This window comes from Methylorubrum sp. B1-46, assembly GCF_021117295.1.
In the GTDB taxonomy this organism is placed as follows: Bacteria; Pseudomonadota; Alphaproteobacteria; order Rhizobiales; family Beijerinckiaceae; genus Methylobacterium.
Genome location: NZ_CP088247.1, coordinates 1,287,988 through 1,313,309, shown reverse-complemented (window position 1 = coordinate 1,313,309; position 25,322 = coordinate 1,287,988). Strand labels below are relative to the sequence as shown.

The 25,322-nt window shown below is 69.8% G+C and carries 19 protein-coding genes and 2 pseudogenes; 10 read left to right on the top strand and 11 right to left on the bottom strand.

Annotated elements, in window-relative coordinates:
• Positions 1-58: 58 nt before the first annotated feature.
• The gene (locus LPC10_RS06285; RefSeq protein WP_231345932.1) at positions 59-949 is read right to left on the bottom strand and encodes an alpha/beta hydrolase; all 891 of its coding nucleotides are present in this window, start codon (positions 947-949) and stop codon (positions 59-61) included.
• A 348-nt stretch (positions 950-1,297) separates the two neighbouring features.
• Between LPC10_RS06285 and LPC10_RS06280 the strand changes: the two genes are divergently transcribed.
• Positions 1,298-2,299 (top strand): phosphoribosylaminoimidazolesuccinocarboxamide synthase, encoded by a 1,002-nt coding sequence (locus LPC10_RS06280; protein ID WP_231345931.1) that lies wholly within the window; start codon positions 1,298-1,300, stop codon positions 2,297-2,299.
• A gap of 197 nt (positions 2,300-2,496) precedes the next feature.
• Here LPC10_RS06280 and LPC10_RS06275 read toward each other — a convergent pair whose 3' ends face one another.
• Positions 2,497-3,141: a 2,3-bisphosphoglycerate-dependent phosphoglycerate mutase gene (locus tag LPC10_RS06275; protein ID WP_231345930.1), complete on the bottom strand. Its 645-nt coding sequence runs from the start codon at positions 3,139-3,141 to the stop codon at positions 2,497-2,499.
• Between the two features lie 239 nt (positions 3,142-3,380).
• Here LPC10_RS06275 and LPC10_RS06270 point away from each other — a divergent pair, with 239 nt between their 5' ends.
• Positions 3,381-3,848 (top strand): hypothetical protein, encoded by a 468-nt coding sequence (locus LPC10_RS06270; RefSeq protein ID WP_231345929.1) that lies wholly within the window; start codon positions 3,381-3,383, stop codon positions 3,846-3,848.
• A 112-nt stretch (positions 3,849-3,960) separates the two neighbouring features.
• On the opposite strand, the gene LPC10_RS06265 is transcribed toward LPC10_RS06270, so the two are convergent.
• Positions 3,961-4,212, bottom strand: coding sequence for a hypothetical protein (locus LPC10_RS06265; RefSeq protein WP_231346978.1), 252 nt, complete (start codon positions 4,210-4,212; stop codon positions 3,961-3,963).
• A 378-nt stretch (positions 4,213-4,590) separates the two neighbouring features.
• Here LPC10_RS06265 and LPC10_RS06260 point away from each other — a divergent pair, with 378 nt between their 5' ends.
• The 5 genes and pseudogenes from LPC10_RS06260 to LPC10_RS06240 all read left to right on the top strand — a co-directional run.
• Entirely contained in the window at positions 4,591-5,256 is a 666-nt protein-coding gene (locus LPC10_RS06260; protein WP_231345928.1) for a tripartite tricarboxylate transporter TctB family protein, read from the top strand.
• A gap of 16 nt (positions 5,257-5,272) precedes the next feature.
• Positions 5,273-6,778: a tripartite tricarboxylate transporter permease gene (locus LPC10_RS06255; protein ID WP_231345927.1), complete on the top strand. Its 1,506-nt coding sequence runs from the start codon at positions 5,273-5,275 to the stop codon at positions 6,776-6,778.
• Between the two features lie 65 nt (positions 6,779-6,843).
• Complete coding sequence (locus tag LPC10_RS06250) at positions 6,844-7,815, top strand: tripartite tricarboxylate transporter substrate-binding protein (RefSeq protein WP_231345926.1); 972 nt, start codon at positions 6,844-6,846, stop codon at positions 7,813-7,815.
• A gap of 317 nt (positions 7,816-8,132) precedes the next feature.
• On the top strand, positions 8,133-8,885 hold the full coding sequence (locus LPC10_RS06245) for a TerC family protein (protein WP_231345925.1): 753 nt from the start codon (positions 8,133-8,135) through the stop codon (positions 8,883-8,885).
• A 138-nt stretch (positions 8,886-9,023) separates the two neighbouring features.
• Positions 9,024-9,680: pseudogene (locus LPC10_RS06240) on the top strand (IS5 family transposase); the annotation flags it as partial.
• 69 nt (positions 9,681-9,749) lie between these two features.
• Here LPC10_RS06240 and LPC10_RS06235 read toward each other — a convergent pair.
• A complete protein-coding gene (locus LPC10_RS06235; RefSeq protein ID WP_231345924.1) occupies positions 9,750-10,166 on the bottom strand; it encodes an ester cyclase in 417 nt (138 codons plus the stop codon).
• A gap of 346 nt (positions 10,167-10,512) precedes the next feature.
• The gene (locus LPC10_RS06230) at positions 10,513-12,675 is read right to left on the bottom strand and encodes a molybdopterin-dependent oxidoreductase (protein ID WP_231345923.1); all 2,163 of its coding nucleotides are present in this window, start codon (positions 12,673-12,675) and stop codon (positions 10,513-10,515) included.
• Between the two features lie 233 nt (positions 12,676-12,908).
• Between LPC10_RS06230 and LPC10_RS06225 the strand changes: the two genes are divergently transcribed.
• Together LPC10_RS06225 and LPC10_RS06220 are read left to right on the top strand one after the other, a co-directional pair.
• A complete protein-coding gene (locus LPC10_RS06225; RefSeq protein ID WP_231345922.1) occupies positions 12,909-14,375 on the top strand; it encodes a PLP-dependent aminotransferase family protein in 1,467 nt (488 codons plus the stop codon).
• A 414-nt stretch (positions 14,376-14,789) separates the two neighbouring features.
• Positions 14,790-17,255 (top strand): annotated as a pseudogene (locus LPC10_RS06220) (TonB-dependent siderophore receptor); the annotation flags it as partial.
• Between the two features lie 123 nt (positions 17,256-17,378).
• On the opposite strand, the gene LPC10_RS06215 reads toward LPC10_RS06220, so the two are convergent.
• Both LPC10_RS06215 and LPC10_RS06210 read right to left on the bottom strand, forming a co-directional pair.
• The gene (locus LPC10_RS06215; RefSeq protein ID WP_231345921.1) at positions 17,379-18,743 is read right to left on the bottom strand and encodes a cytochrome P450; all 1,365 of its coding nucleotides are present in this window, start codon (positions 18,741-18,743) and stop codon (positions 17,379-17,381) included.
• Positions 18,744-18,860: 117 nt separating this feature from the next.
• Complete coding sequence (locus tag LPC10_RS06210; protein ID WP_231345920.1) at positions 18,861-19,502, bottom strand: hypothetical protein; 642 nt, start codon at positions 19,500-19,502, stop codon at positions 18,861-18,863.
• A 233-nt stretch (positions 19,503-19,735) separates the two neighbouring features.
• On the opposite strand from LPC10_RS06210, the gene LPC10_RS06205 reads away from it, so the two are divergent.
• Positions 19,736-20,275, top strand: a complete 540-nt coding sequence (locus tag LPC10_RS06205) for an STM3941 family protein (protein ID WP_231345919.1) — start codon at positions 19,736-19,738, stop codon at positions 20,273-20,275.
• A 22-nt stretch (positions 20,276-20,297) separates the two neighbouring features.
• On the opposite strand, the gene LPC10_RS06200 is transcribed toward LPC10_RS06205, so the two are convergent.
• From LPC10_RS06200 to LPC10_RS06185, 4 genes are all read right to left on the bottom strand, one after another.
• Positions 20,298-21,272, bottom strand: a complete 975-nt coding sequence (locus LPC10_RS06200; RefSeq protein WP_231345918.1) for a hypothetical protein — start codon at positions 21,270-21,272, stop codon at positions 20,298-20,300.
• 27 nt (positions 21,273-21,299) lie between these two features.
• Entirely contained in the window at positions 21,300-21,761 is a 462-nt protein-coding gene (locus LPC10_RS06195) for a hypothetical protein (RefSeq protein WP_231345917.1), read from the bottom strand.
• Between the two features lie 166 nt (positions 21,762-21,927).
• Positions 21,928-23,364, bottom strand: a complete 1,437-nt coding sequence (locus LPC10_RS06190) for a hypothetical protein (RefSeq protein WP_231345916.1) — start codon at positions 23,362-23,364, stop codon at positions 21,928-21,930.
• A gap of 119 nt (positions 23,365-23,483) precedes the next feature.
• The gene (locus tag LPC10_RS06185; RefSeq protein ID WP_231345915.1) at positions 23,484-25,181 is read right to left on the bottom strand and encodes a molecular chaperone HscC; all 1,698 of its coding nucleotides are present in this window, start codon (positions 25,179-25,181) and stop codon (positions 23,484-23,486) included.
• Between the last annotated feature and the right edge of the window lie 141 nt (positions 25,182-25,322).

The following is a 25,322-nucleotide window of genomic DNA, read 5'->3' as shown; positions in this document are numbered from 1 at the left end:
CGGCGCCCGCGGATCGGATGCGGATCTCGGATCGCGTCCGCCTCGACACCCCGCCTACTCAAGCACCGTCGAGATGAGCCCTGATGAAGGCCCCCGCCGCGGCCAGCGAGCGCCGACCCTCCGCGACCTCCTGGTAAAAGAGATGCCAGGCATGGATCATGGCCGGCCAGATCTCGAGATGCACGGAAACGTCCGCGCCCCCCGCACCGGCGGCCAGTCGAACCGCGTCGTCGAGAAGGGTCTCGGCCGAGCCGACCTGGATCAGCATCGGCGGTAATCCGGCAAGGTCGGCGTAGATCGGCGAGACGAGTGGCCCGCGCGCATCGGCGCCGTTGAGGTACAGGTTCGCCAGTTCGGACAGGTAGGCCCGGCTCAGCAGCGGGTCGACGGCGGCCTTGGTCTCCAGGCTGGCACCGGTCAGGGCGAGGTCGGTCCAGGGTGAACTGAGCCACAGGCAACCCGGCAGCGGCCGTCCCGCCTCCCGCAGCGACAGGGCCGTCGCCAGCGCGAGGCCGCCTCCCGCGCTCTCCCCTGCGAACGCGATTCGTGCCGGTGCGATGCCGGTATCGAGCAGGAACCGGTATCCGGCCAGGGCATCCTCGAGGGCGGCCGGAAACGGGTGCTCGGGCGCGAGCCGATAGTCGAGCGCGAGGGTGCGCGCACCGGCCTCGCGCCCGGCCTGCGCCACCATGTGGCGATGGCTCGTCAGGGAGCCGGAGACGTAGCCGCCCCCGTGCAGGAACAGCACGACATGGTCGCTTCGAGCCGCGGGCGTGCGCGTCCACTCCGCGGGCACGCCGTGCGCATCGACCGGTTCGACGATCACGTCCGGCGGCAGCGCGTAGCCGGCTCCGAGGCCATCGATCCGCACCCGCCGTGCGGCGAGGTCGGCCGGCCTCGGATGGGCGGCGAGGCGGGCCCGGATCGCATCGATTTCGGACGATGGCATCGCGCTCCGATCCGTTTGTCCGAAGGGTCTCTCCGGCCGAAGCCGGGGGCACGGCCTTCCGCAGGGTCGAGCGAGAAGTTTTGCACGCGGGCGCGGCTTTGGAAATGATGCCGGCGGCCCGCTCCGGGCCGCCTTGCGGCGCGAGGCTCCGGAAAGAGGCCCGATACCCTGCGCAAACGAGGATCGTCGTGAGCGGAGCCGTCGGGGAAGGGTTGTTCACAGCGCCTGCGGGTCCGCCGGGCGGCCCCGGAGACAGGAGCGCTGCGCCTCCTTCCGCGGCGACGATGGGGCGCTTCCCTGCTACGAGGCGTGCTTGAACTCCCTTCCTGACATGAGCGGGTGAGACGAATGAAGGATGCAAGCGCCCTCGCGCCATACGCGCATCACGTTCTGGACGAGGCGGAGATCGCTGGGCTGCCGAACCGCTACCGGGGCAAGGTTCGCGACAACTACGATCTGGCCGACGGCCGCCGGATCCTGATCACCACCGATCGGATCAGCGCCTTCGATCGCCCGCTGGCCGCCATTCCTTTCAAGGGGCAGGTGCTGACGCAAACCGCCCGCTACTGGTTCGAGCGGACCGCCGACATCTGTCCGAATCACGTGCTTGCCTATCCGGACCCCAACGTTGTCGTCGGGCGACGGCTCGACATCCTGCCGGTGGAGGTCGTGGTGCGGGGCTATCTGGCGGGCACGACCTCCACCTCGATTCTCACCCGCTATCAGCGCGGCGAGCGCGAGATGTACGGCCACCGCTTCCCCGACGGCCTGCGCGCGCATGAGCGTCTGGCGCAAGCGGTCATCACGCCGACGACGAAGGCCGCGGATGGCGGACACGATGAGCCGCTCAGCGAGAAGGCGATCCTGGAACAGGGCCTGCTGACGGCCGCACAATGGCAGACCGTCTCCGAGGCGGCGCTGGCGCTGTTCGCCCGCGGCCAGGCACTCGCCGCCGAGCGCGGCCTCATCCTCGCCGATACGAAGTACGAGTTCGGGACCGACGCCGACGGACGGATCGTGCTCGCCGACGAGATCCATACCCCGGACAGCAGCCGCTACTGGTTTGCGGAAAGCTATCCCGAGCGGCTCGCGGCCGGGACGGCGCCCGAGAGCTTCGACAAGGACTATGTCCGCAACTGGGTCGTGGCGCGCTGTGATCCCTACCGCGATCCGATTCCCGAGATCCCGCCCGAGGTCGTGCTCGGCGCTGCGGCGGTCTACATCCGCGCCTACGAGACCATCACACAGGAGACCTTCGTCCTGCCTGATCCGGCCGAAGTGCCGATCGAGCGCATCCGGCGCAATCTCGCGACGTATCTGGGTAATGATCAGGCGAAGGGGCCGGTCTAAAAGTGCCTCACAAAACTCCCGGTCTCTGACTGTCGTCACTCTGGCAATGACGGCGCAGCGGGAGTTTTGTGAGAGACACTAAGCCCTGACGTGCCCGCGCGCGGGATTTCTTCGCACGCTGTGGGCCGCGTGAGGCCACGGTACCTGCGCCGACCGCGTCGCGGCGAAGCCGATCCGAGCCGCGTTGCGACGATCGATCACGCGCTCGTCTTCGTCGGAATCGCCGCCGCTCGGGCGAGCGTTCGGGTGGCCGTGTCGTAACGGTAGACGAGGATCTCGGCCGTGCCGATGTTCACGACCTCGATGTGCTCGGGTTCGATGCGGTCGAGGCGCATGAGCAGCGATCGCAGCGAGTTGCCGTGGGCGACGACGAGCACGCAGCCGCCGCTTTCCACGCGAGGGGCGATGGCGCGCTCGAAGTACGGCCACAGGCGCGCGCCCGTCATCGCCAGGCTCTCGCCGCCGGGCGGCACCGCGTCGTAGGATTTCCGCCAGGTGCGGACCTGCTCGACGCCGAACTGCGCCCGTGCCTCCGTCTTGTTGAGGCCCGCCAGCGCTCCGTAATCCCGTTCGTTCAGGGCGGCGTCCGCGTGCACCAGCAGATCGGCTTGGCCCAGCGCATCGAGGATCAGCGCGAGGGTGTGCTGAGCCCGCCGGAGCCGGCTCGTGAACGCCGCGTCGAAGCGATATCCGAGCGACCGGAGCGTGGCGCCGGCCTCAGCGGCCTCCTCGGTGCCGCGGGGCGTCAGGGCTGGATCCCGCAATCCGGAAAACAGCTCCCGCTCGTTATCCTCGCTCTGGCCGTGCCGCACGAGCACGAGAGTGTGTTTGCTGCTGTCCATGTCCATCCGCTCGCCGGAGCGAGCTATCGCAGCCCGGACAGGCTCGCAACACGGGTCCCGCCGCGGTGCACCGCGCCGCGATCGGCGGATCGGGATGGAGGCCGCGGCTTTTCGCTGCCGCGGCGAGCCGAAGCCGTCGATGCGCGTTGTCCGTCGGGCCTTGCGAGAGGGCTGCGAAGGGGCTGCGATGGGGCCGCGCTGCCAGGCAGCGGCCAGACGACGGAGGGTGCGACGCTGCGATGCCGACGGTGTTTCTCGATTGCGACGGGGTCCTGGCCGACTTCGATCGTGGGGCCACCCGCGTGCTCGGGATGTCGCCGGAGGCATTCCAGGACCGGTTCGGCCTGAAGGAGTTCTGGAACCGGCTGGCGGCCGCGCCGGACTTCTTCGCCGACCTCGATCCGTTGCCGGATGCGCGGGAACTCTACGAGGCGGTCGAGGCCTGCCGGCCCGTCATCCTCACCGGTTTGCCGCGGGGGAACTGGGCCGAGCCGCAGAAGCGGCGCTGGGCGGAGCGTCACTTCCCCGGTGTGGCGATGATCGCGACGACCGCCGCGCTGAAGCGCGAGCATTGCCGTCCCGGCGACGCGCTGGTCGACGATTGGACCACGCACCGGCATCGCTGGGAGGCGGCCGGCGGCGTCTTCATCCATCATCGGAATGCGGCCTCGTCGATCGAGGCCCTGCGCGCGCACGGCTTCATCTGACCGCGGCCGCTCCATGGGGGCCGGCGCCTTGAGCCGACGCACCTTAGACCATGTCCGACCCGATGCGATCGGGCCGGACATCGCTCTGAGCGATGACAAGTTTTCGTTGCGCTTAGCCGCACATGCGGCGGTAGCGCCGGCAATTGCCCTGACCTTCCTCGCCGTAGATGTCCTTGTTCTCGCAGCGATCGCGAAGGTCCCGGCACATGCGGCGATAGCGGCGCTCCTCACGCTCTTCGCGATAGCCGCGGCCATCATCAATTTCCACGCCGCCGGGACCGATCCGGAACCCCTGTGCATGGCTCGGAGCATTGAGGATCATCAGTGTGCCGAGGGCGGCCGCCGCGACGAGAACCTTACGTATGGACATTCGTCCTCTCCCCTAAACTGCTAAACCGGGGAGGCAAACGCGCAATCACAGAAAAGGGTTCAGACATCGACGCCGTTCGACCGACAACCCGACGCGTCCGTATCTCTGATCGAAACGGCCGTTGCGCCGTGGCGAGCAAGGCCTGCCGGCTTGTCTCGGCGCTGTCGAGCGGGGCCGGCGTGGCGGCCGCCGGGTCTGTTGTCGGCAACAATGGGTTTGGAACGACAGCATTTCGCGGGCGCAAGCTCTTGCGGAATCTTGGCTTTGCAGCATAGGCTTCAGACAAAATTCCTCGGGGGAGGGACCGGTCGTTCCCGATGTGCAGCGCACACCGGAGTCGCCGGTGCGGGCATGCCCGTTTGAGAGGGGACAATGAGCGACCGGTCGAGTGGCGCTGGGGCGGGACATGCGCTCTCGCGCATACCGCAGAACGTGGTGGCCGGCCTCGGCCTCGTGCTGCTCGGGGTGTTCGGCGTCTGGGCCACGGGTGATCTGCCGCGCGGCACCCTCGGTGCGATGGGTCCCGGCATGCTGCCGCACTGGGTGGCGATCGGCGTGGCCGCCAGCGGGGTCGTGCTGGCCGTGACGGGCTTCGTCCGCGGCGGCGAGGGGCTTCAGGCCGTCGGCCTGCGCGGTCCGGTCGTCGTCGTCCTGGCCATCCTCGCCTTCGCGGCCACGATCCGGCCCGCCACCCTCGGCCCCGTCACCACGCCCGGCCTCGGCCTGATCGTCGCCGGTCCCCTCGCGGTCATCCTCGCGGGCTATGCCAGCCCCGAGGCGCGGTTCCGCGAGCTTCTGATCCTGGCGCTGCTTCTCACCGCCGGATGCATGCTGCTGTTCGGCGATCTGCTCAACCTGCCGATTCCGCTCTTTCCCAGCGCCCTGGTCGAGGCGGCGAGCGGAACGATTCCTTCGCGGGTGCTCCTGCGGCTGATGGCCGGGACGCTCGCCCTGATAGGGCTCTGTCTGCTCGTCCTGCAACGCCGGTCGGCCCGGCGCGGCGAGACCGACGTCGCCCGGCACTCGATGACTGCCTGATCGGAAGCGCAAGCCCGTGCCGGATCTCCTCTCCAATCTCGGTCTCGGCTTCGCCGTCGCGCTGAGCCTGCAGAACCTGTTGCTCTGCTTCCTCGGCTGCCTCGTCGGCACGCTGATCGGCGTGCTGCCCGGCGTTGGGCCGATCGCCACGATCGCCATGCTCCTGCCGATCACCTTCGGCCTCGATCCGGTGGGCGCGCTGATCATGCTCGCCGGCATCTATTACGGGGCGCAGTACGGCGGCTCGACCACCGCGATCCTCGTCAACATCCCCGGCGAGGCGACTTCGGTCGTCACCACGCTGGACGGGCATCAGATGGCGCGGCAGGGCCGGGCCGGCATCGCGCTCGGCACGGCCGCGATCGCCTCGTTCTTCGCTGGCACCGTCGCCACGCTGCTGATCGCGGCGCTCGGCGCGCCGCTGACCCGCCTCGCGCTGATCTTCGGGCCGGCGGAATACTTCGCCCTGATGGTGATGGGGCTGGCCTTCGCCGTCGTCCTCGCCCACGGCTCCGTGCTCAAGGCCGTGGCCATGATCCTGGTCGGCATCCTGTTCGCCTGCGTCGGCACCGACCTCGAGACCGGCGAGGAGCGGATGACCTTCGGCTTCACCTTTCTGACGGACGGCATCGACTTCTCCGTGCTGGCCATGGGCCTGTTCGGGGTGGCGGAGATCCTGCGCAACCTCGACCAGACCGAGACGCGGGAGATCGCGCGGGCGCGCATCGGCCGCCTGCTGCCGGGCTTGGTCGATCTGCGTCAGGCGATGCCCGCGACCTTGCGCGGCACCGCGATCGGGGCGACGCTCGGCATCCTGCCTGGCAATGGCGCCGTCCTCGGGCCCTTTGCCGCCTACACCGTCGAGAAGCGCATCGCGCGGGATCCGAGCCGCTTCGGCCGCGGCGCCATCGAGGGCGTCGCCGGCCCGGAGAGCGCCAACAACGCGGGCGCGCAGACCGCCTTCATCCCGCTCCTCACCCTCGGCATCCCGCCCAATGCCGTGATGGCGCTGATGGTCGGCGCGATGACGATCCACGGCATCGTTCCGGGGCCCGGCGTGATGACCAAGAGCCCCAACCTGTTCTGGGGCATGATCGCCTCGATGTGGATCGGCAACCTGATGCTGCTGGTCATCAACCTGCCGCTGGTCGGCATCTGGGTGCGCCTGCTGAAGGTGCCCTACCGGCTGATGTTCCCTGCGATCCTGATGTTCTGCTCGATCGGCATCTACTCGATCAACGCGTTGCCGACCGACGTGATGCTGATCGCGGCCTTCGGAATCTTCGGCTACGCGCTGATCAAGTTCGGCTTCGAGCCCGCGCCGCTCCTGCTCGGCTTCGTGCTGGGCCGGCTGATGGAGGAATATCTTCGGCGCGCGCTCACCCTGTCGCGCGGCGATGCCATGGTCTTCCTCGAGCGTCCGGTCAGCGCGGTGCTGTTTCTCGTCGCCTTCACCATTCTGGCGCTGGCGCTGCTGCCCTCGCTGCGGCGAAGCCGCGACGAGGTCTTCACAGAAGCCTGAGCGCCCGGTGCCCGAGGGGCCCGGAACGCTCCGAAGAGACGACATCAGGAAGGGATGAGGAAACCATGAGAACGGCTCTCGCGATCAGTCTCCTGTCGGTGCTCGCCGCCTTCGGGGCAGCGGCGGACACCTACCCCCAGCGCCCGATCACCATGGTGGTGCCGTTCGCGGCCGGCGGCCCGACCGACGTCGTCGCGCGCATCGTCGCCGAGCCGATGTCGCGGGCGCTGGGCCAGCAGGTCGTCATCGAGAACGTGACGGGCGCCGGCGGCACGACCGGCATCACCCGAGCCTCGCAGGCCTCGCCCGATGGCTACACCATCATGATGGGCCATATGGGCACGCACGGCGCGGCGCCGGCCCTGTTCAAGGGTCTGAAATACGATCCCGCCAAGAGCTTCGACCCGATCGGGCTGGCCGCCGGCACGCCGATCGTCATCGTAGCCAAGAAATCCATGGCGGCCCCTGACCTGAAGGGCTTCGTCGAGGCACTGAAGAGCGGCGGCGCCTCGGTCAACCAAGCCCATGCCGGCGTCGGCTCCGTCTCGCACTCGACGGGCATCCTGTTCAACTCGCTCATCGGCGCCAAGCCCACGCTCGTCGTCTATCGCGGCACCGGGCCGGCGCTGAACGACCTGGTGGCGGGGCAGGTCGACTTTATGACCGATCAGATCGTCAACGTCGCCCCGCAGATCACCGGCGGCACGATCAAGGCCTACGCGATCGCGACCCCTGAGCGCTCCCCGAGCCTGCCCGATGTGCCGACCACGAAGGAAGCGGGCCTGCCCGATTACCAAGTCAGCGCCTGGAACGCCGTCTTCGCACCGAAGGGCCTGCCGGCCGATGTCCGGGCCAAGCTCGTCGCCGCCCTCGATACCGCGCTCAAGGATCCGGGCGCGAAGAAGCGCATCCTCGAACTCGGCGGTACGGTGCCGAAGGAGGCCGAGGCCGGGCCCGACGCGCTGCAGAAGCTCGTCGAGAGCGAGGTCGCCCGCTGGACGCCCGTCCTCCGGTCCGCTGCCGAGGGCAATCCCTGACACGCCTTCGAGGGCCGGTCCCGGGCAGGTTGCCGGCGGGACCGGCCTTCGGCGGACGCCGCTGTGTGACCCGCAGCGATCCGGTATCCCTCCGTCGAAGAAGCCCATCGAGCCGGCGCTCCCCTTAGTGTCTCTCACAAAACTCCCGCCGCGCTGTCCTCACCAGAACGAGAGCCGTCGGTGACCGGGAATTTTGTGAGGCACTTTTAGCGATGCGGCCGGCCTCACCGAACATCCTCATCGTCCTGTGAGACCACGGTGCGAACGCTGGCGTTCGCACCGCCGCGACGGGCCGGGACAGCGAAAGCGCGCGAATCGTGGACACCTATCTCAGTTCCTCCTTCCTGCTGTCCCTTCTCCAGATCATCTGGATCGACATCCTCCTGTCGGGCGACAACGCCGTGGTCATCGCCCTGGCCTGCCGTGGGCTGCCCGAGCGGCAGCGGCGGATCGGTGTGTATGTCGGTGCCCTGGTCGCGGCGCTTCTGCGGATCGTCTTCGCCCTCATCATCTCGCAGCTTCTCGCGGTGCCGCTGCTGAAAGTCGTCGGCGGGATGATCCTGCTGCACATCGCCGTGAAGCTGGTGCGCGGTGAGGAGGAGGACGAGAGCAGTATCAAGGAGCAGTCCAGCCTGCCCAAGGCAATCTGGACGATCGCCGTCGCCGACGCGGTCATGAGCTTCGACAACGTCGTCGCCGTGGCGGGGGCCGCCAAGGGGCACGATGAGCTCTTCATTATCGGCCTGGCTCTCTCCGTCCCGCTCCTCGTGGTCGGCGCGACCTTGATCACCCGCCTGATCGACCGCTTCCCGATGCTGATCTGGTTCGGCGGCGGGCTTCTCGGCTGGGTGGCGGGCGAGATGATCGTCACCGATCGGATGGTGCAGCAGCACGTGATCGAGGCCCTGCCCACCGCTCTGCAGCCCAGTCTGCATGTCGTGGCGGGTGCCCTCGGCGCCGTCCTCGTCATCGGCATCGGCGCCCTCCTCAAGCGCAAGTCCGATCGGGCTGTCGCGGGTGAGCAGGCCGAGGCCGTGGTCACGGCGGAGGCCGATATCCTCGGCCGCTGAGGCTTAAGAGTGCCTCACAAAACTCCCGCTCTCTGGCCGTCGTCACTCTGGCAATGACGGCGCGTCGGGAGTTTTGTGAGAGACACTAAGAGCGCCTAACAGAACGGGCAGGGACCGCTTGGTCGGGCGTTGGTTGGTATGGCACGTCCGCTTCTGCCCGATGATCTCTGGCGCGAGATTGCCCCGCATCTGCCGCCGCCCCGGCCGCGTCCGAAGGGCGGCCGACGTCCGATCGAGAGCCGGGCGGCGCTGACCGGTATCCTGTTCGTCCTGCGCTCCGGGTTGCCCTGGGCTGCCGGCTGAAATGGGCTGCGGCTGCGGGATGAGTGGCTGGCGTCGGCTGCGCGACTGGCAGGAGGCGGGTGTCGGGGCGCGCCTGCATCGAGTCCTGCTGGAGCGCCTTCACGCGGCCGGTGAGATCGACGGGAGCCGGGCGAGCCTGGACAGTGCATCTGTCCCGGCCAAAAAAGGGGCTCTGCCACCGACCCGAACCCGACGGACCGGGGCAAGCCGGGTACGAAGCGCCACCTCGTCACCGATGCGCGCGGCACGCCGCGCGGCTTCCGCCTGAGCGGGGCCAACCGGCACGACAGCGTGATGAGGGCCCAGACCCTCGACGCCATCCCGCCCCTGCGAAAGGGACGGCGCGGGCGACCACGCAGGCGGCCCGGCAAGCTGCACGCCGACAAGGCCTACGATGCCAGGGCGAGGCGCCAGGAGTGTCGGGCGCGCGGGATCGTACCGCGCATCGCCCGCAAAGGCATCGAGAACAGCGAGCGGCTCGGGCGTCACCGCCCAGAGATCGTCGGGCACGAGAGCATCCATGCCTGCTCAACCCGTCAAACTCCGGTTTTGTCCCCTGCTCTAAGCCCAGCCCAACTCCCTCACGGCCCGAGCGTCGTTCCAGATCTTCGTCACCCCGACGATCTTATCGCCTTCGAATTGCATGACGTAGACGTAGTCGGTCGAAGTGCTCCTTCCCGTCGGCGGGCAGGGGCCGCCTTCGCCGGTATGGGTTCCGTGGAAAATCCCATAGGCCGCCACGTTCCGGCGCTCCTCATCTGTGGCGAAGGATTTCACCTCGTACCGACCGTCGGGGACGAAGGTCAGGAGCCCCTTCATCCACTCGGTGTAGTCCCGTAGCGAGGTCACGCCAGCGAGCGCGTCGGCCTGGGCCGAGAAGGTCGCGGCCGGGGTGCAGTAGCGCTCGCAGGCCTCCCACCCTCCGCCCGTCTCGCAAGCGTGGAAGAACGCCTTCGCAACTGTCGTAATGTCGCTCATGCCGAGATCATCTTTCCCATTACTGCGGAAGCCGCTCGTTCTGGACATCCGTCGAAGGCATCCGCCTGAGATCGTGCCTCATGAGGCTTCGTGTCTCTCACAAAACGCCCGCCGCGCTGTGCTCGCCCGAGCGAGAACGGTCGGTGGCCGGGCGTTTCGTGAGGCACTCTGAGCCGAACAGACCGATCGCGCTCGCGCGAGCCCCTCGGAAGGGTGCCCGCGCGGAAAGTCGTTCGGCGAGGGCGCTTTCCGGCGGCCTGATGCGATCAGGTCGGATACGGCCCTAGAGCATCGTTTTTGCATCGTCTTCTCCCGAAAGCCGGCGGCCACCTTTCGGGACGATGCTTTAGTTCGCCCGCGAGACCTCGACGAGGTTGTCGGAGAACGACGGCGCGTGGCCCATGTCGGTGAAGGCCCCCGACGAGATGCTGTTGACCGTGCCCTCGTTGTGCTGGCGCCAGTAGCCCAGCGTCGCCACCACGATCCCGGCCCTCACGTCGTCGGTGATCCGCGCCACGCCTTTGAAGGCGCCGCGGTCGTTGCCGACCTGGACCCGGTCGCCGTCCCGGATGCCGCGAGCGTCCGCATCGGCTTGGTTGATCATCACGAACTGCTCGCCCTGGCCCTTCTGCTTGTCCTCCATGTTCGCGTAGCAGGAGTTCAGGAAGTAGTGGCTCTTGGGCGAGACGATGTTGAGCGGGAAGCGCTTGGCCAACTCGGGGTCGTTCGTGTGGGATTCGCGCGGGCCGAGGTAATCGGGCAGCGGGTCGAGGACCTCGCCCGGCTGGAAGCCCTCGTACATCTGCCGGAACGGGGGGGCGACGAAGTTCGTGGCGCCATCCACTTTCAGCATGCACTTGCCGGTCGGCGTCGGGAAGTTCCCCTCCCGATGCGGCGCCCGGTCGTCCGGCGTGCCGACCTTCAGTCGGGCGAAGCCGTGCTCGCGCATATAGGCGAGGTCGATGCCCTCGCAGGCCGGCGACGACCAGTCGACGTAGTGCTCAAGGCACTCGCTGTCGCTCCACTTGAAGTTCTCCTCCTCGAAGCCGAGCCGCGCGGCAAGCCGCCGGAAGATCTCGTTGTTCGGGATCGCCTCGCCCGGCGCCTCCGCGCACTTGGTGTTGTAGGTCAGATAGAGGTGCCCCCAGGAGAGAATCATGTCCTCCATCTCGGCGCCCATCGTGGCGGGCAGCAGGATGTCGGCGTAGGAGGCCGTGTCGGAGATGAAGTGCTCGGCGGAGACCATGAACAGGTCTTCACGCATCAGCCCCTCGACGATCTTGTCGGTCTCGGGCGCCTGCGTGACGGGGTTCGAGTTCCAGCACATCATCGACATGATCGGCGGGTCGAGCTTCATCTCGCCGGTCAGCGCCCGGCCGATCTGCAGGTTGGAGACGACGCGGGTGCCTTCCGGGATCAGGTCCGGACGGCAGATGACGTCGAATTTGTAGGGGTGCTCCCACACGCCGAACTGGGTGACGCCGCCGCCGACATGGCGCCAAGCGCCGGTGAGCGCAGGAATGGACGAGACCGCCCGGATGGTTTGGCCTCCGCCGTAGTGCCGCTCCAGCGCCACACCCATGCGGATGCCCACCGGCTGCTCGGTCGCCATCTCGCGGGCGAGCTTGCGGATGTCGTCGGCGGAGACGCCGGTGATCTCCGCGGCCCATTCGGGCGTGCGGGGAGCGGCCCGCTCCTTTAGCTCCTCGAAGCCGACCGTGTAGTTGTCGACGTAGTCCTGATCGACGAGCCCCTGCTCGATGATCGAGTTGATGAGCGCCATGGCCAGCGCGCCGTCGGTGCCGGGCTTGGGCGCGATGTGCCAGTCGGCAGCCTTGGCGGTGCGCGAAGCGTAGGTGTCGATCACGACGACCTTGGCGCCCTTCTTCTGGGCGTCCTTCACGATGGCCCAGTGGTGCAGGTTGGTGCTGACCGAGTTGCAGGCCCAGATGACGATATATTTCGAGTGGATGTAGCTGTCAGGGTCGAGGCCCGCCGTGGGGCCGACGGTGAGGAGCCACGCGGTGCAGGAGCCCTCGCCGCAGAAGGTGCGCTCGGTCACGGTGGCGCCCATGCGGTTGAAGAAGGCGTCGCCACCGTTCAGCCCGTGCACGAGACCCTGGTTGCCGAGGTAGCTGTAGGGCGCGATGGCCTGCGGCCCGTACTGGTCGATGATGGCCTTCCAGCGCGTCACGATGGTGTCCAGCGCCTCGTCCCAGGTGATGCGCTCGAACTCCTTCGAACCCTTCGGGCCGACTCGCTTCATCGGGTAGAGCAGCCGGTCGGGGTGATAGTGGCGCTTCTCGTAATCCTTCAGCTTCACGCAGAGACCACCGCGGGTCATCGGGTGATCCGGGTTGCCACGCACGCCCTGAAGCTGTCCGTCCTTGACGTCGAACAGCATCGAGCAGGTGTCGGGGCAATCGTGCGGACAGCCTCCGAAGAAGGTTTCCGTCAGGCTCTCGGCTTCGGCGACGATCAGGGAGTCCGGCTTGACGATTTCGTTCATGTTTCCTCCGCAGTCGAGCGTCCGGCCTTCTTAGCGTTCCGGATGGCGAGCTCGATCCGTTCTTAGGATGCACTAAAACGCAAACAATTCCAAATTTTGGTCAGGCAAAAGGGCCAAATCGGGCGTGACCCATGGTACCAACTGTTTTATCGCCTCGAGCGTGCGGGCCTGAGCCGGCGGACGCTGGCACTGGCCGTTCGTCCCAAACGGGTCGCCGTCGGCGGGAGTGACGGGTGGAACTGACGCTCACGCTGGACGCCACTTCCGCCAAGCCCCTGCAGGTTCAGGTGTTCGACCAAGTCCGGGAGATCATCCTGGAAGGGAAGCTGAAGGCTGGCATGGCGCTGCCGCCGAGCCGCCTGCTGGCCGAGCGCCTGGGCATCTCTCGCAACACCGTGATCACGGCCTACGAGCGGCTCGCGGCCGAGGGCTACGTCAAGGCGCGCGGTACGGCTGGCCTGTTCGTGGAGCCCATCCCGCCGGACAGCCTCCTGTTGATTCAGCGCGGCGACCAAGTCCTGACCAACGGACCGGCCCCGGACGAAGGCGGCGAGCCCGTGCTCTGCTTCGCCGGCTCGCCCGGGGGTGGCAGCGACCGGCCCGAGCGCGACTTTTGGGTCGGACGCTCGGACCCGGCCGGTTTCCCGCTCCGTATCTGGCGGCGGATCGTGAACCGTCTCCTGTCACACGAGACCGCCTACCTGACCGACTATTGCGACCCGGCAGGCCTCCCTGAACTCCGCGCGGCCATCGCCACGCACCTGAGACGTGCCCGCGCCGTCGCGGTGACGGAGGACCAGATCATCGTGACCACGGGCGGACAGGATGCCCTCAACCTGGTGTTCAATCTGCTGAGGTTCCACACACGTCAGCTCTGCATCGAGAACCCCTGCTACCTCGGGGCTTCCCTGATCTTCAGGAGCGCCGGCATGGCCGTCCATCCGGTCCCGGTCGACGGCGACGGCCTGCGCACGGATCGTCTGCCCAAGGACCGGGGCAGCCTGCTGTACGTCACGCCCTCGCACCAGTTCCCAACCGGCGCGCTCATGCCGGTGACCCGGCGGCTGGAACTTCTGCGCTGGGCCGAGGAGACCGACAGCTACATCGTCGAAGACGATTACGACAGCGACTTCCGGTACGATGGCCCGCCGCTGACCGCCCTGGCCGGCCTCGATGGGGGACGACGCGTCTTCTACGTCGGCACTTTCTCCAAGTCAGTGGGGGCGGGCCTGCGCATCGGCTACGCCACGGTCCCGCGCCTGTTCTGGGACGAGGCGCGGATGCTGAAGGCCCGGATGAGCAACGGTCAGGCATGGCTTGAGCAGGCTGCGCTGGCCACCTTCATCGACGAGGGTCACTTCGACCGTCACCTCCGACGGCTGAGGCAGGTCTACAAGTCGCGACGCGACGGCCTCGTCCGAGCGCTGCGGGAGACGTTCGAGGAGCCCATCATCCTGGGTGCGGAGAGCGGCCTGCATCTCGTCTGGCGCCTGCCGGAGGGCTTTCCGCCGGCCAGGAAGATCCAGAGCACGGCACGCGAGCGAGGCATCGGCGTCTACGCCCTGTCCAGCGGGGCCGCTTACGACTTCGATCCCGGAGCACGGGATGACATGCTCGTGTTCGGCTACTCCTCGCTGGCTGAGGCACAGATCGAGAGCGCGGTACGCGAACTCCAATCGATAGCAAAGGATGCCTGCTGAGGACAAAGCTTGGCGCCGCTTATGTCCGCTCTCGGGCGCGCGCGACACCAGGTCGAGCAACCGGCTTGGGTCGAAGACGGTCCGCCCGCTTACAGGCGCGTCATCGAAGCCGGCTTCCCACCCTCAGCAGCCTTTTGTGCGGTCAAGCTGATCGGGATCAGACCCTCGGGCGACGGCATCCGCAGCCCCCCACACGGACACGCCCCTCTCCGACGGCCTCGTGGCGCTCGGCCTTCGAAAAAGTTCGGTTCCGAAGGTCAGGAGTTCGGCGGCTCGCCTGTCTATCGAAGCAGGAGCGGGCAGAGGCGCTCCCGGCCGAGGACAGGGACGCGCGGGGATATGGTGCTGGGAGATCGACGCGGGGGTGCGCGGCGCGCGCGGGATCTCGCTGTGGCGGGCGCATCGCTGATCGCCATGATGGCCGCCGCGGGCGCTCAGGATACCGTTCCGCTCACGTCGGACAGAATCCGTCTCGTCCCAGTCAGCGGCGACGCGCCGTCCGGCTCGGGCGATACGGGCGCGGCGCGGATCCCGGTCGCGGTTCCGGCGGGGCCGCTCGAACCGGCCCTGACCGCCCTGGCCGGACAGGCCGGGTTGAGGCTCGCCTACCGGACCGCCCTGACCGAGGGACTGACCACCCGAGGCGTCGAGGGCGCGTTCCGGCCCCTCGACGCGCTCGCCGAACTGCTCGCGGGCACCGGCCTGACCTACCGCGCCGCCGGCTCCTCGACGATCACCCTCGTCAACCCGCGCTATGTCCAGCTCGGCAACGAGCCGGCCTCCTCCGTCACGCTGGAGGAACTGGCGGTCGAGGGGCGGGCGGGCAGCGGCGCCCGCGCGGCGGGCCTTCCACCGCCGACCGGGACGATCGGCCAGCCGCCCCCGCCTTACGCCGGCGGGCAGGTCGGCGGCGGCTCGCGCCTCGGCCTGCTCGGCAACCGCAACACCTTCGACCAGCCCTTCAACGCGACGAGCTACACAGAGAAGCTGATCCGCGACCAGCAGGCGCGTAATATCCAGGACGTCGTCAACAACGACCCCTCGATCCGCACCAACGTGCCGGCGTTTTCCGGCATCCTCGGCTTCTTCATCCGCGGCTTCCCGGTCTTCGCGCAGGACATCGCCTTCAACGGCCTGTTCGGCGTCGCCGATGCGTTCAATCCGGCGATCGAGCCGATCGAGCGCGTCGAGGTGCTGCGCGGCCCCTCGACCCTGCTCTCGGGTGTCCCGCCCTTCGGCAATATCGGCGGCGTCATCAACCTGATCCCGAAGCGGGCGCTGGAAGAGCCGCTCAACCGGGTCACCCTCGGCTACGCCTCCGACGCACAGGTCTACAAGGCGGTCGATGTCAGCCGCCGGTTCGGGGACGCCAAGGAGTGGGGCATCCGCTTCAACGGCGCGTTCAACAACGGCGCCACGCCGATCGACAACCAGAGCCTTCATTTCGGCACCGCCGCGCTCGCCCTCGACTATCGCGGCGAGCGGCTGCGGGCGGCGCTGGACCTCGGCTACCAGGAACTCGACTTCCGCTCGCCGCTGCGCAACCGCAACGTGGCGGCCGGCGTGCGCATCCCCCGCGCGCCCGAACTCACCCTCAACCAGCACCAGCCCTGGGAGTACCGCGACAGCGCCAACCAGCACCTCGCGACCCGCGTCGAGTACGACCTGACGCCGGACCTGACCCTCTACGGCGCCTATGGCCGATCGAATTTCCGGCAGGAATATTTCGGCGGCGTGCTGACGATCTTCAACGCCCGGGGCGATTACCGCGACCCGATCAGCTACCTACCGTTCCATATCGTCAACCGGACGGCCGAGGCGGGCCTGCGCGGCACCGTCGAGACCGGGCCGATCCGCCACAGCTTCGGCCTCGCCGCGGTCGGCTTCTGGCAGGATCTCGCCCAGCCCACGGCGCAGAATGTCGGCGCGCCCATCGTGTCGAACCTCTACGACCCGGTGATTGTCGCCCCGCGCTCGACCTTCGGCCTGTCGAACGCGACGCCGCGCACGTCGAGCCGGATCAACCGCAGCCTCGCCATCGCCGACACGATGTCGCTCTTCGACGAGCGGATCCTGCTCACGATCGGCGGGCGCTGGCAGAGCCTCGACGTGAATTCCTACAATCCCGTCACGGGCCTGCGCACGGGGGCCAGCGAGAGCGGCGCCTTCTCGCCCGGCATCGGCGTCGTGGTGAAGCCGTGGGAGCGGCTCTCGCTCTACGCCAACTACGTCGAGGGCCTGACCTCGCCGGCCCCGCCGGTGAACGCGCTCAACGCCAATGCCGCCTTCCCGGCGGCGGTATCGCGACAGACGGAAGTCGGCGCCAAATACGATTTCGGCACGCTCGGCCTCGGCTTTGCCGCCTTCGAGATCGAGCAGCCCTTCGGCTTCCTCGACACAGCCACTCAGCTGTTCTCGGTCGATGGGCGCCAGCGCAACAGCGGCGTCGAACTCACCGTGTTCGGCGAGCCGGTGCCGGGCGTGCGGGTGCTGGGCGGCGTCAGCCTGCTCGACGGCGTGCAGGTGCGCTCGCAGGATCCGCGCAATGTCGGCCGGGTCGCGGTCGGCGTGCCGGAGGTGCAGCTCAACCTCTACGGCGAATATGACCTGCCGCCGAGCCTCCTGCCGGGCCTGAGCCTGACGGGACGGGTGATCTACACCGCGACGCAGTACTATGATCTGGCCAACAGCCAGAAGATCCCCGACTGGGCGACGCTCGATCTCGGCCTACGCTACGCCACCCTGTTCCGGGACCGGCCGCTGACGCTGCGGGCGAACGTCGTCAACGTGACGGGCAACAATTACTGGGCGACGACGGGGCGCGGCATCCTCGCGCAAGGGACGCCGCGGACGGTGCTGCTCTCCGCCTCGGTGGATTTCCGAGGGCTCACACCCATCGACGATGATCGTGACGCATCGTCGATGACCCCGCGAATGCGAGGCGAGGGTCGTCCGCCGGACGCACGGCGCAGGACCTTCGGTCCTGGTCCGTGCAGCTTGGCATCAGGCCCGCCGCGTCAGCCGGAAGGCGGGGGCGTGGTCGGGCTGGGTCGTCACCACGGCGGCCGGGAGCACCGGGCGGGCATCGGCCCGCTCGATCCGAAAATGGCCGACGATCCGGCTCAGCGCGAGGGTCGCCTCGGTGAGCGCGAAGGCCGCGCCGATGCAGACCCGCGGCCCCGCCCCGAAGGGCAGGTAGGCGAAGCGCGGCACCGGCGGAGCGCCGGGCAGGAAGCGGGCGGGATCGAAGGCATCGGGATCGCGCCATAACGTGCGGTGCCGGTGCAGCAGCCAGGGCGAGATCGTCACGCTGTCGCCGGGCCGGACCGCCTCACCGCCGAGGACGTCCGGACGAAGCGCACGGCGGGCCAGCACGAAAGCGGGCGGGTAGAGCCGCATCGTCTCCTCGATCACCGCGCGGGTGAACGGCTTGTCGGCGCAGGCGGATTCGGCGGCCACGGCGGCTTGCGCCTCCGGTGCCAGCGCGAGCAGAGTGCAGGCCCAGAGCAGGGTCACCGCCGTGGTCTCGTGCCCGGCCAGGATCATGGTGGCGACCTGATCGCGCAGTTCCTCGTGCGAGAAGCCCCGGCCGGTCTCCGGATCGCGGGCGGCGCGCAGGAGGTCGAGCAGGTCGCGCGCCTCATCCTGAGGCCGTCCGCCCTGGCCCTCGTCGCGATCGGCGATCACCCGATCAAGGAAGGCGACCCAGTCGCGGCGGTAGCGGGCGCGGGCCCGGTCGAGCGGCGTGGCGAAGCGCAGGGGCACGAGCAGGTCGCTCAGGTGCGGGCGCCCGAGCCGCGCGGCGTAGGCTTCGAGGAAGCCGCGCAGCCGGTCGCCGTGATCCGCCATGCCGACGGAGAACATGGTGCGCCCGGCGATCTCCAGGGCGAGCCGCTGGAGCGCGGCGAACAGATCGACCGGCCCCCGCGCCGCCGAGTCTTCGAGGGCGAGCACCGCCTCATCGCTCGCCGAGAGGATGTGCGGCACCAGCGTCTCCACCGCCCGCGGGGTGAAGGCGGGGGCGAGCGTGCGCCGCTGGTGGCGCCATGCCGTCCCCTCGCTGATGAGCAGGCCGTCGCCGAGCAGCGGCCGCAGGATGCGGATGGTCATCGGGGTGCGGGCGTAGTTGGCGGCGTTGTCCACCAGCACGTGCCGCACCAGTTCCGGGTCGCTGACAGTGAAGCGGTTGCGCCCGAACAGCCGGCGGTGGCGCAGGGGGGCCTCGTAGGCGGAGGCCGGCCAGCAGAGGATGCCGTTGACCCGCATCGCCGCGATGAAGCGCAGCGTCGGCAATTCCCGCTCCGGCGGCGCCGGCACCGGCGGCACCAGACGCGCCGTCGCGTGTCCGGGGGGAGCCTGCATGTCCATTCCGTCCGTCTCTCGCGCACCCGTGAGCGGGCACTCGCGGAGCGTTCTAGGCGCTGGGAGCCGCCGGGGCGAGTGCGCTGGCGGAAGGGCTCGGCAAGCGACGGCGCGCGGGCCGCATCAGCGGCGCAGAGTGCCGGTCAGGCTGTGCTGCGGCGGCTCGCCGGGATGGACAATGCGCTCCCAGGAGAAGTCGTCCCAGCGCAGGAACGCGTCGAACCAGCGGCGCAGGCGATCCTCGCCGGCCTGTCCGGTGTAGCTCGTCAGAGCGACCGTCAACGGCGCCTCGACGGCGACGTCGAAGCCGGTGCCGGGCTCGGTCTCGCCGGTGAGATGCAGGGCGAAGCGGTCGCCGCCGCGATGCGCCGCCGTGATCCGGCAGGGACCGAAGGCTTCGTCGCCGTAGGTGCCGAGCAGGCCCGGCGGCTCGCGCCAGGTCTCGCCGGTGAGCGGGTTGACCGCCCGCGGCCCCTCGTAAGCGAGATCGAGGCCGCCGAGGCTGCTCAAGTCCCGACCCGCGAACAGCTGCGTCGGCACCTCGAGCCACTGCGTATCGACGTTCGGGCCGATGACGAGATGTTCGTCCTCGTCCTCCGGCACGTCGTAGGTGAAGGGCCGCCCCTGCACGCTCAGGGTGAGGCCGACCGTGTCGCCGGGCTCCTGCCCGCGCCAGCGCCCGTCCGCCGCATTCAACGAAAGGCTGTACGATTCGATGTCCGGCGCATACGCCGTGCCCTCGTAGATCATGCGAAAATGGCCCATGCGCAGCCCTGCCCCCTCCGTTCGCCGGCCAAACCGCGTCTGCGCCGCCCCCCGCATCGGGGCCGGGACGCTACCGGTGCGGGAAACGGCCTGCAAGGCGCGGGCCCCTGATCGAGGAGAGTGTCGATGATCGTCTGGTCCGGCTGGGGTGTGCTCTCCGTGCTGATGCTGCTGCTCGGTACCCTTGCCGCCGTGGGCGCCTTCTTCGCCAAGGTTCCGGGACATCCGGTCTGATGCCCTTGCCCGACAGCACCAACCCGACCGAGGCGCGCATCGACCTGCACGGCTCCCGCTGGCGGCTCATCGGCCTCCTGCTCCTGGCCCTCGGCTTCACCGCCCTCTGCCTCGCCCTGCTCGTCTTCGAGCCGAAGGACGGACCGATCGTTGCACCCGGCAGCGTCGAACAGTTCATCCTGATCGTCGGCACCGGCTTCTTCGGCCTGACCCTCCCGCTCTTCGTCCGCGAGGTGCTGCGGCGCGGTCCGGTCGTGTCGGTCTCGCGTCACGGCCTGTTCGACCGCAGGCTGTCGAGCGACTGGATTCCCTGGTCGGCGATCACCGGTCTCGACACGGTCGCGGTCGGCCGCCACCGCTTCCTGCGCATCGCCGTACACCCGGACCACGACGCGGCCCTCTCCTGGACCCGCCGCGCCCGCGTGAGCGCGCGCCTCAACCGGATGTACGGCGCGGGTTACTGGCTCTCCGGCCAGGGCGTGGAGGGTGGCTTCGACGCCGTTCTGGCCGCGATCGAGCGGGTCTGGCGCGAGGATTGAGCGAGGCGGCACCCGGCCGATTTCAGAGCGGCGCCGATCGGTCCCGTCGGGCGAGGGCCGCGCGGGCTGTGCTCGCCTCCCAGGCTTCATCCGGATCGCCGCCGGCCATCTCGGCCGCGGTCACCGGGACGGCTTCGAAGAGCGGAACGGAACCGAACGGCAGATCGGGGATCGCCGCGCCGTCCGCCGCCGCGGCGAGGATCACGAACTCGAACGGCGCACAGGCGGCCGGGAGGCGGGAGAACAGGATCGCGCCGTGCGTCTCCACATCCCTCGCCACGCGGTAGCCGTCCGCGACGCGGTCGCCGAGGCTCACCATGATGTTGGCCCAGAGCCGCACCCGCTCGGTCTGCGCCGCCTCCCCCTCCGGCAGCCGCAGAGCGACCTCGCAGGCGACGCCGTTCTCCGGGTCGGGGATGCCGGCCCAGGGCGTGGACAGGCCGTCGGTGGCGAGCACCACGCCGTCCCTTGATCCATCGGTCGGATGCAGCAGCAGGACCCGGCGATGGGGGCAGAACCACTTCGTCTGACCGTGGATGTTGGCGTCGAGGTCCTGCGCGGCGAAGCCGGAGAGGACACGGCCGCGCCCCTCCCAGAACCGGCGGCGGGCCGCCGCGGCGGCCTCGTAGGCCGGGTCTTCGGGTCCGCGCGGGACGATGGCCGGGTCGAACACCGTCTCGACGTGGATGCGGCCCGGCTGCCCGAGGAGCGACAGCGGGAAGCCTGCCCGCGTCCAGCGGACCTCGACCCGATTGAAGGCCGCCCCGCCAGCGGCGGCGAGGCGCTCGACCGCCGCGCGGACGGCGTCGAAGGCGCGGCGAGGCTCGGGATCGAGGTGACGGCCGCGGGCATCGGTGTAGCCGCCCGAGATCTGCGCGTGCCCCGCCTGCAGGGTTGTGGCGCTCCAAGCCCCCGCGACCGCCCCCGCCGGGGCGCGCCCGAGATCGGCGCGAAGGTCGCGCTCCGCATCCGCGATGCCGTAGGGCGTGCCGGCCATGCCGCGTCCTCTCCCTCGCCGCTCGGATCAGGTGTTGCGGCCCGGCTTCTCCCGGCCAGGGCAATCGCCGCGCCGGCGCATCAGCGTCAGGATCTCGGAGGAGAATTCGGGGCGCCGGGTGATGAGGGTCTGGATGGTGCTCGTCACGCTGTCCTTGGAGAAGTGGTAGGTCAGGACGAGCTTCGATTCCTTGCAGGCCATGGCGAAGACGAAGCCGTCGGGCAGGTCGCGGGTTTCGCTCAGGCGGCAGGCGTCGAGGAAGCGCGGGTTCGACTGGTACTGCGCCATCGTCTCGCTGCGGAACGACTCGTAATCGGCCGAGGCGAGGCAGGCCTCGCCCTTCGCCCCCTGGTCCTGGAACTGGCTGTTGCGGCTCTCGGTCTCGTAGAGGCCGGGCACGAAGACCGGCCGCGGCGTCAGAAGCGGTGCGGCCTCCCCTGACGGCGTCTCCGCCCGGACAGGACCGCCGAGGAGGAGCAGCGCGCTCACGGCGGCGCATCGGATCGCGGTCGTCCTCGGCATGTCGGCGGGCCTCTTCTGGTTCGAGCGGGGCCGGCTTCCGGCGGTGCGGCCAGGGTCGCCGGTGCCGCGGCCAAGTCAAGCCGTCCACCGAACCGAGAGGAGGCGAAAGCCGGCGGACGCGGTCGGAGCCGTCCTACCCCCTGAGCGCGGTGGTGATCATGGTGGCCAGTCCGAAATAAGGACCGACAAAGGCGATGGATCCGCCCCATACCAGGGCGAGCCAGCCCCAGCCGCTCAGGCGGGCTCCGGCCTTGCGAAGATGTGTCGTACGCTCGAACGGGGCATACACGCCCTTGCGTCCGGCGCGGCGGGCGGCCCGGGCGGCCGCCGCGATCTGGATGCGATCCGCCCCGAACGCCGTCGCGGCGGCGGTCCCGGCCCAGAGAAAGAGCGCAAGAACGCCGAGGGCGATCGCTCTGCCCCCACTCTCCCTGGTCGCGGCCTCCGACAGCAGGAAGGAGAGCCACAGCCCCGCAAGTGCCGCGAGCGCCACGCCCCAGCGGCGATGCGCCACCGCCCAGACGTGCGGTGCCAGCAGCGCGTAGACGGACAGGCGCCGGGGCGGCGGGGCCTGCCGCCGCATCGCTTCGTAGGCTGTGAGGGCGTGCGGGGCGGATTCGAGGAAGGCGCGGGCGTCGCCCGCCTGGAGCGGCAGGCGTCCGCGGGGGAAGACCGGCACCGCCACGACGGCCGGATCGCCGGGCTCAGGGGGAATCGCGTCGCGCAGGATCTGCGTGGCGAGCACCGCATCGTGCGGATCGAAGCGGGCGGCGAGAACCGCATCCTCCCGCGGCCAGCCGAAGACCGGCGCGGCCCGCAGGATCGCCGGGCGGGTGGCCTCGACACGCTTGCCCGTGATCCGCCCGTCCGGACCGCGCCAGAGCCCGAACAGCGCCCGCAGCAGCGCCGCCTCCGCCAGGGCGCGGGGTCCGGCGGGCAGCCGCCGCGCCCGCGTCAGCCAGGCGGTCAGGCTGTCGGCGCCGTCGCGGAGGAAGGGCGGCAGATCCGCCTCGAGCGCGCGCGCCTCTCCCCATTCGGTCGGTCCGGCTTCGAGCGGCGCGATGTCGATCACCAGGGGCGTCGGCGCCCCCGGCACGGGGTCCGGGGGCGCCGACGGAGGGTCGAGGTCGCGCACGAGGAGTGCCGGCACCTCGAGCATGGGTGCCGGCGGACCGTCGAGATCGCGCACGAGGGGCACGGCCGGCGGGAGGACGTCACCGGGCGGCGCCTTCGATCCGGCCTCCGCCGCGAGCTCTGCCGTCACCTCCGTGCCGCCGTCCGGCTCGTTCGCCGGCTTCGGCTTCTGCGCCGCCCTGGCCGGATCGCCGGGCGTTTCGTCCGCGGGCCCTTCCCCCGCGTCGCAGGGATCGTCCTCAACCTCCTGCCACGCTTCGGGCAGGGGCCGCCGCGCCTCCGCCAGGGCGCGCTCGCGGGCGGCGAGAAGGGCCTGGAAGCCCTCGGCATCCTCGTCGGGCCGGGTGAGTTTGAGGCGGCGGGCGTAGGCGCGCCGGATCGCCGACGCGTCCCGCGTCGGTTCGAGCCCGAGCAGGCGCCAGGCGCTGTCGGTCATGGCTGGTCCCATACCAAGTGGCATGGAACCCGACCGATGGTCGGGCTCCATGCGTCCGTCGGACGCCTGCCGCCGCGCTGTCGCGCGGGCCATCGACCATGTGTCATCATCGATGGGTCTCAGAACCGGAAGCGGTGGTCTTCGAGGGCGTCGAGATCGGCGGCGAAGGCCGCGCGCAGCGCCTCGGGCTCGCTGCCGGAGGCCTCGGCGATCTCCCGCTCGAAGCGGGCGACGCGGCCGGCGACGTGCTGGCGCAGGTCGCCGCGCAGCTCCGCATAGAGCGCGTCGGCGCGGGCCAGCAGCGCCCGGTTCTCCGCTTGCTCCCGCGGCGCGAGCTTGATCGCGGCGAGCGCGGCGAAGCGCGCCTCGATCTCCGCCTCGTCGAGATTGGCGCCGTTGCGGAAGACCTGACGGCGGCGCAGGCCGGTGGACGCCACCGCGACCTCGACCTCCAGGGCGCCGTTGATGTCGTAGGTGAAGCGCACCTCGGCGGTCTCGGTGCCGGCCGGCGCCTTCGGCAGCGTCACCGGGACCTGACCCAGCGGAATGTTGTCGTCCGGGCGCAGGCTCTCGCCCTGGAACACCTCCACCGCGATGTGGTCCTGTCCGTCGTGGATCGTGGTGATGCGGTGGGCCCGGCTCACCGGCACGGCGGCGTTGCGCTCGATGATCGGCAGCATCACCTGCGTCGCCCCGGCGGTGCGGGCGTTCTCGGTGATGGCGATGCCCAGGGTGAAGGGGCAGACATCGGTCATCACCACCTCCTCCAGGGCGGCGTGGCGCGCCTTGAGCCCGGCCTGCACCGCCGCCCCCTGCGCCACCGCCGTGTCGGGATCGACATGGACCAGGGGCAGCCGCCCGAACAGCCGGGCGACGAGACTGCGGACCACCGGCATCCGGGTCGCGCCGCCGACGAGGATCACCCCGTCGAGGTCGGCCAGCCGCTTGCCGGAATCCGACAGCGCCCGCTCCAACGGCGCGCGCAGGCGGTGCAGGAGCGGAGCGGCAGCGGTCTCCAGCCGGGCGCGGTCGAGTTCGCCTCGCCGCACTTCCTCGCCGAGCCGGATCTCGTAGGCCGCCACCGGCGCGGCAGTGAGCCCGCGCTTGACCGCCTCGGCGACCCGCAGCAGGCGGGCGCGGTCACCGGGCGACAGGCCGTCGAGGGCCACCCGCTGATCCTCGGCGATCGCCGCCGCGAGAATCTCGGAGAAGTCGTCGCCGCCGAGCGCCACGTCGCCGGCGGTGGCGCGCACCTCCATCACGCCCTCGTAGAGTTCGAGCAGCGAGACGTCGAAGGTGCCGCCGCCGAGATCGAACACGAGAACGGTGCCCTCCTGCTTGCTCTCCACTCCGTAGGCGAGGGCCGCCGCAGTCGGCTCGTTGACGAGCCGCTCCACCGGCAGGCCGGCGAGGCGGGCGGCGTCGAGGGTGGCCTTGCGCTGGATGTCGTTGAAATAGGCCGGCACCGAGATCACCGCCTCGGTCACCTCCGTGCCGAGATGCGCCTGGGCGTCGGCTTTGAGGCTCTTCAGCACCAGGGCCGACAGTTCCTCCGGGCGGAAGCTCTGGCCGCGGCCGAGCCGGGTGACGTGACCCGAGCCCATCCAGCGCTTGAACGAGGCGACGGTGCGTTCCGGCTCGGTGGCGAGCCGCTCCCGCGCCGCACGGCCGACCAGCACCGTCCCGTCCGCGTCGAGGCCGACCACGGAGGGCGTCAGCGGTTCGCCGAGCGCGTTGGGAATGAGCCGCGGCCCTTCCGGCGTCCAGACGGCGACCGCCGAGTTCGTGGTGCCGAGATCGATGCCGACGATCGCCATGGAGCCCCCTTCGGTTCGGGCAGCCGTCTCACCCCCGTGCAGGCCGCTCCGCCGCCGTTATTAGCCACAGCCCGCGGTGTCGGCGAAAGCCCGGACCGCGCCGCCGACGGATCGGACAAGGAGGCCGGGCGGACCGCGTCA

What these genes read in the sequence shown, in the direction of transcription:
- LPC10_RS06200 (WP_231345918.1), bottom strand. Translation starts at nt 21,272, where the DNA reads ATGGCCGGCACGCCCTACGGCATCGCGGATGCGGAGCGCGACCTTCGC.
- LPC10_RS06235 (WP_231345924.1), bottom strand. Translation starts at nt 10,166, where the DNA reads ATGAGCGACATTACGACAGTTGCGAAGGCGTTCTTCCACGCTTGCGAG.
- LPC10_RS06285 (WP_231345932.1), bottom strand. Translation starts at nt 949, where the DNA reads ATGCCATCGTCCGAAATCGATGCGATCCGGGCCCGCCTCGCCGCCCAT.
- LPC10_RS06275 (WP_231345930.1), bottom strand. Translation starts at nt 3,141, where the DNA reads ATGGACAGCAGCAAACACACTCTCGTGCTCGTGCGGCACGGCCAGAGC.
- LPC10_RS06205 (WP_231345919.1), top strand. Translation starts at nt 19,736, where the DNA reads ATGCCCTTGCCCGACAGCACCAACCCGACCGAGGCGCGCATCGACCTG.
- LPC10_RS06185 (WP_231345915.1), bottom strand. Translation starts at nt 25,181, where the DNA reads ATGGCGATCGTCGGCATCGATCTCGGCACCACGAACTCGGCGGTCGCC.
- LPC10_RS06260 (WP_231345928.1), top strand. Translation starts at nt 4,591, where the DNA reads ATGAGCGACCGGTCGAGTGGCGCTGGGGCGGGACATGCGCTCTCGCGC.
- LPC10_RS06230 (WP_231345923.1), bottom strand. Translation starts at nt 12,675, where the DNA reads ATGAACGAAATCGTCAAGCCGGACTCCCTGATCGTCGCCGAAGCCGAG.
- LPC10_RS06280 (WP_231345931.1), top strand. Translation starts at nt 1,298, where the DNA reads ATGAAGGATGCAAGCGCCCTCGCGCCATACGCGCATCACGTTCTGGAC.
- LPC10_RS06250 (WP_231345926.1), top strand. Translation starts at nt 6,844, where the DNA reads ATGAGAACGGCTCTCGCGATCAGTCTCCTGTCGGTGCTCGCCGCCTTC.
- LPC10_RS06215 (WP_231345921.1), bottom strand. Translation starts at nt 18,743, where the DNA reads ATGGACATGCAGGCTCCCCCCGGACACGCGACGGCGCGTCTGGTGCCG.
- LPC10_RS06210 (WP_231345920.1), bottom strand. Translation starts at nt 19,502, where the DNA reads ATGGGCCATTTTCGCATGATCTACGAGGGCACGGCGTATGCGCCGGAC.
- LPC10_RS06190 (WP_231345916.1), bottom strand. Translation starts at nt 23,364, where the DNA reads ATGACCGACAGCGCCTGGCGCCTGCTCGGGCTCGAACCGACGCGGGAC.
- LPC10_RS06270 (WP_231345929.1), top strand. Translation starts at nt 3,381, where the DNA reads ATGCCGACGGTGTTTCTCGATTGCGACGGGGTCCTGGCCGACTTCGAT.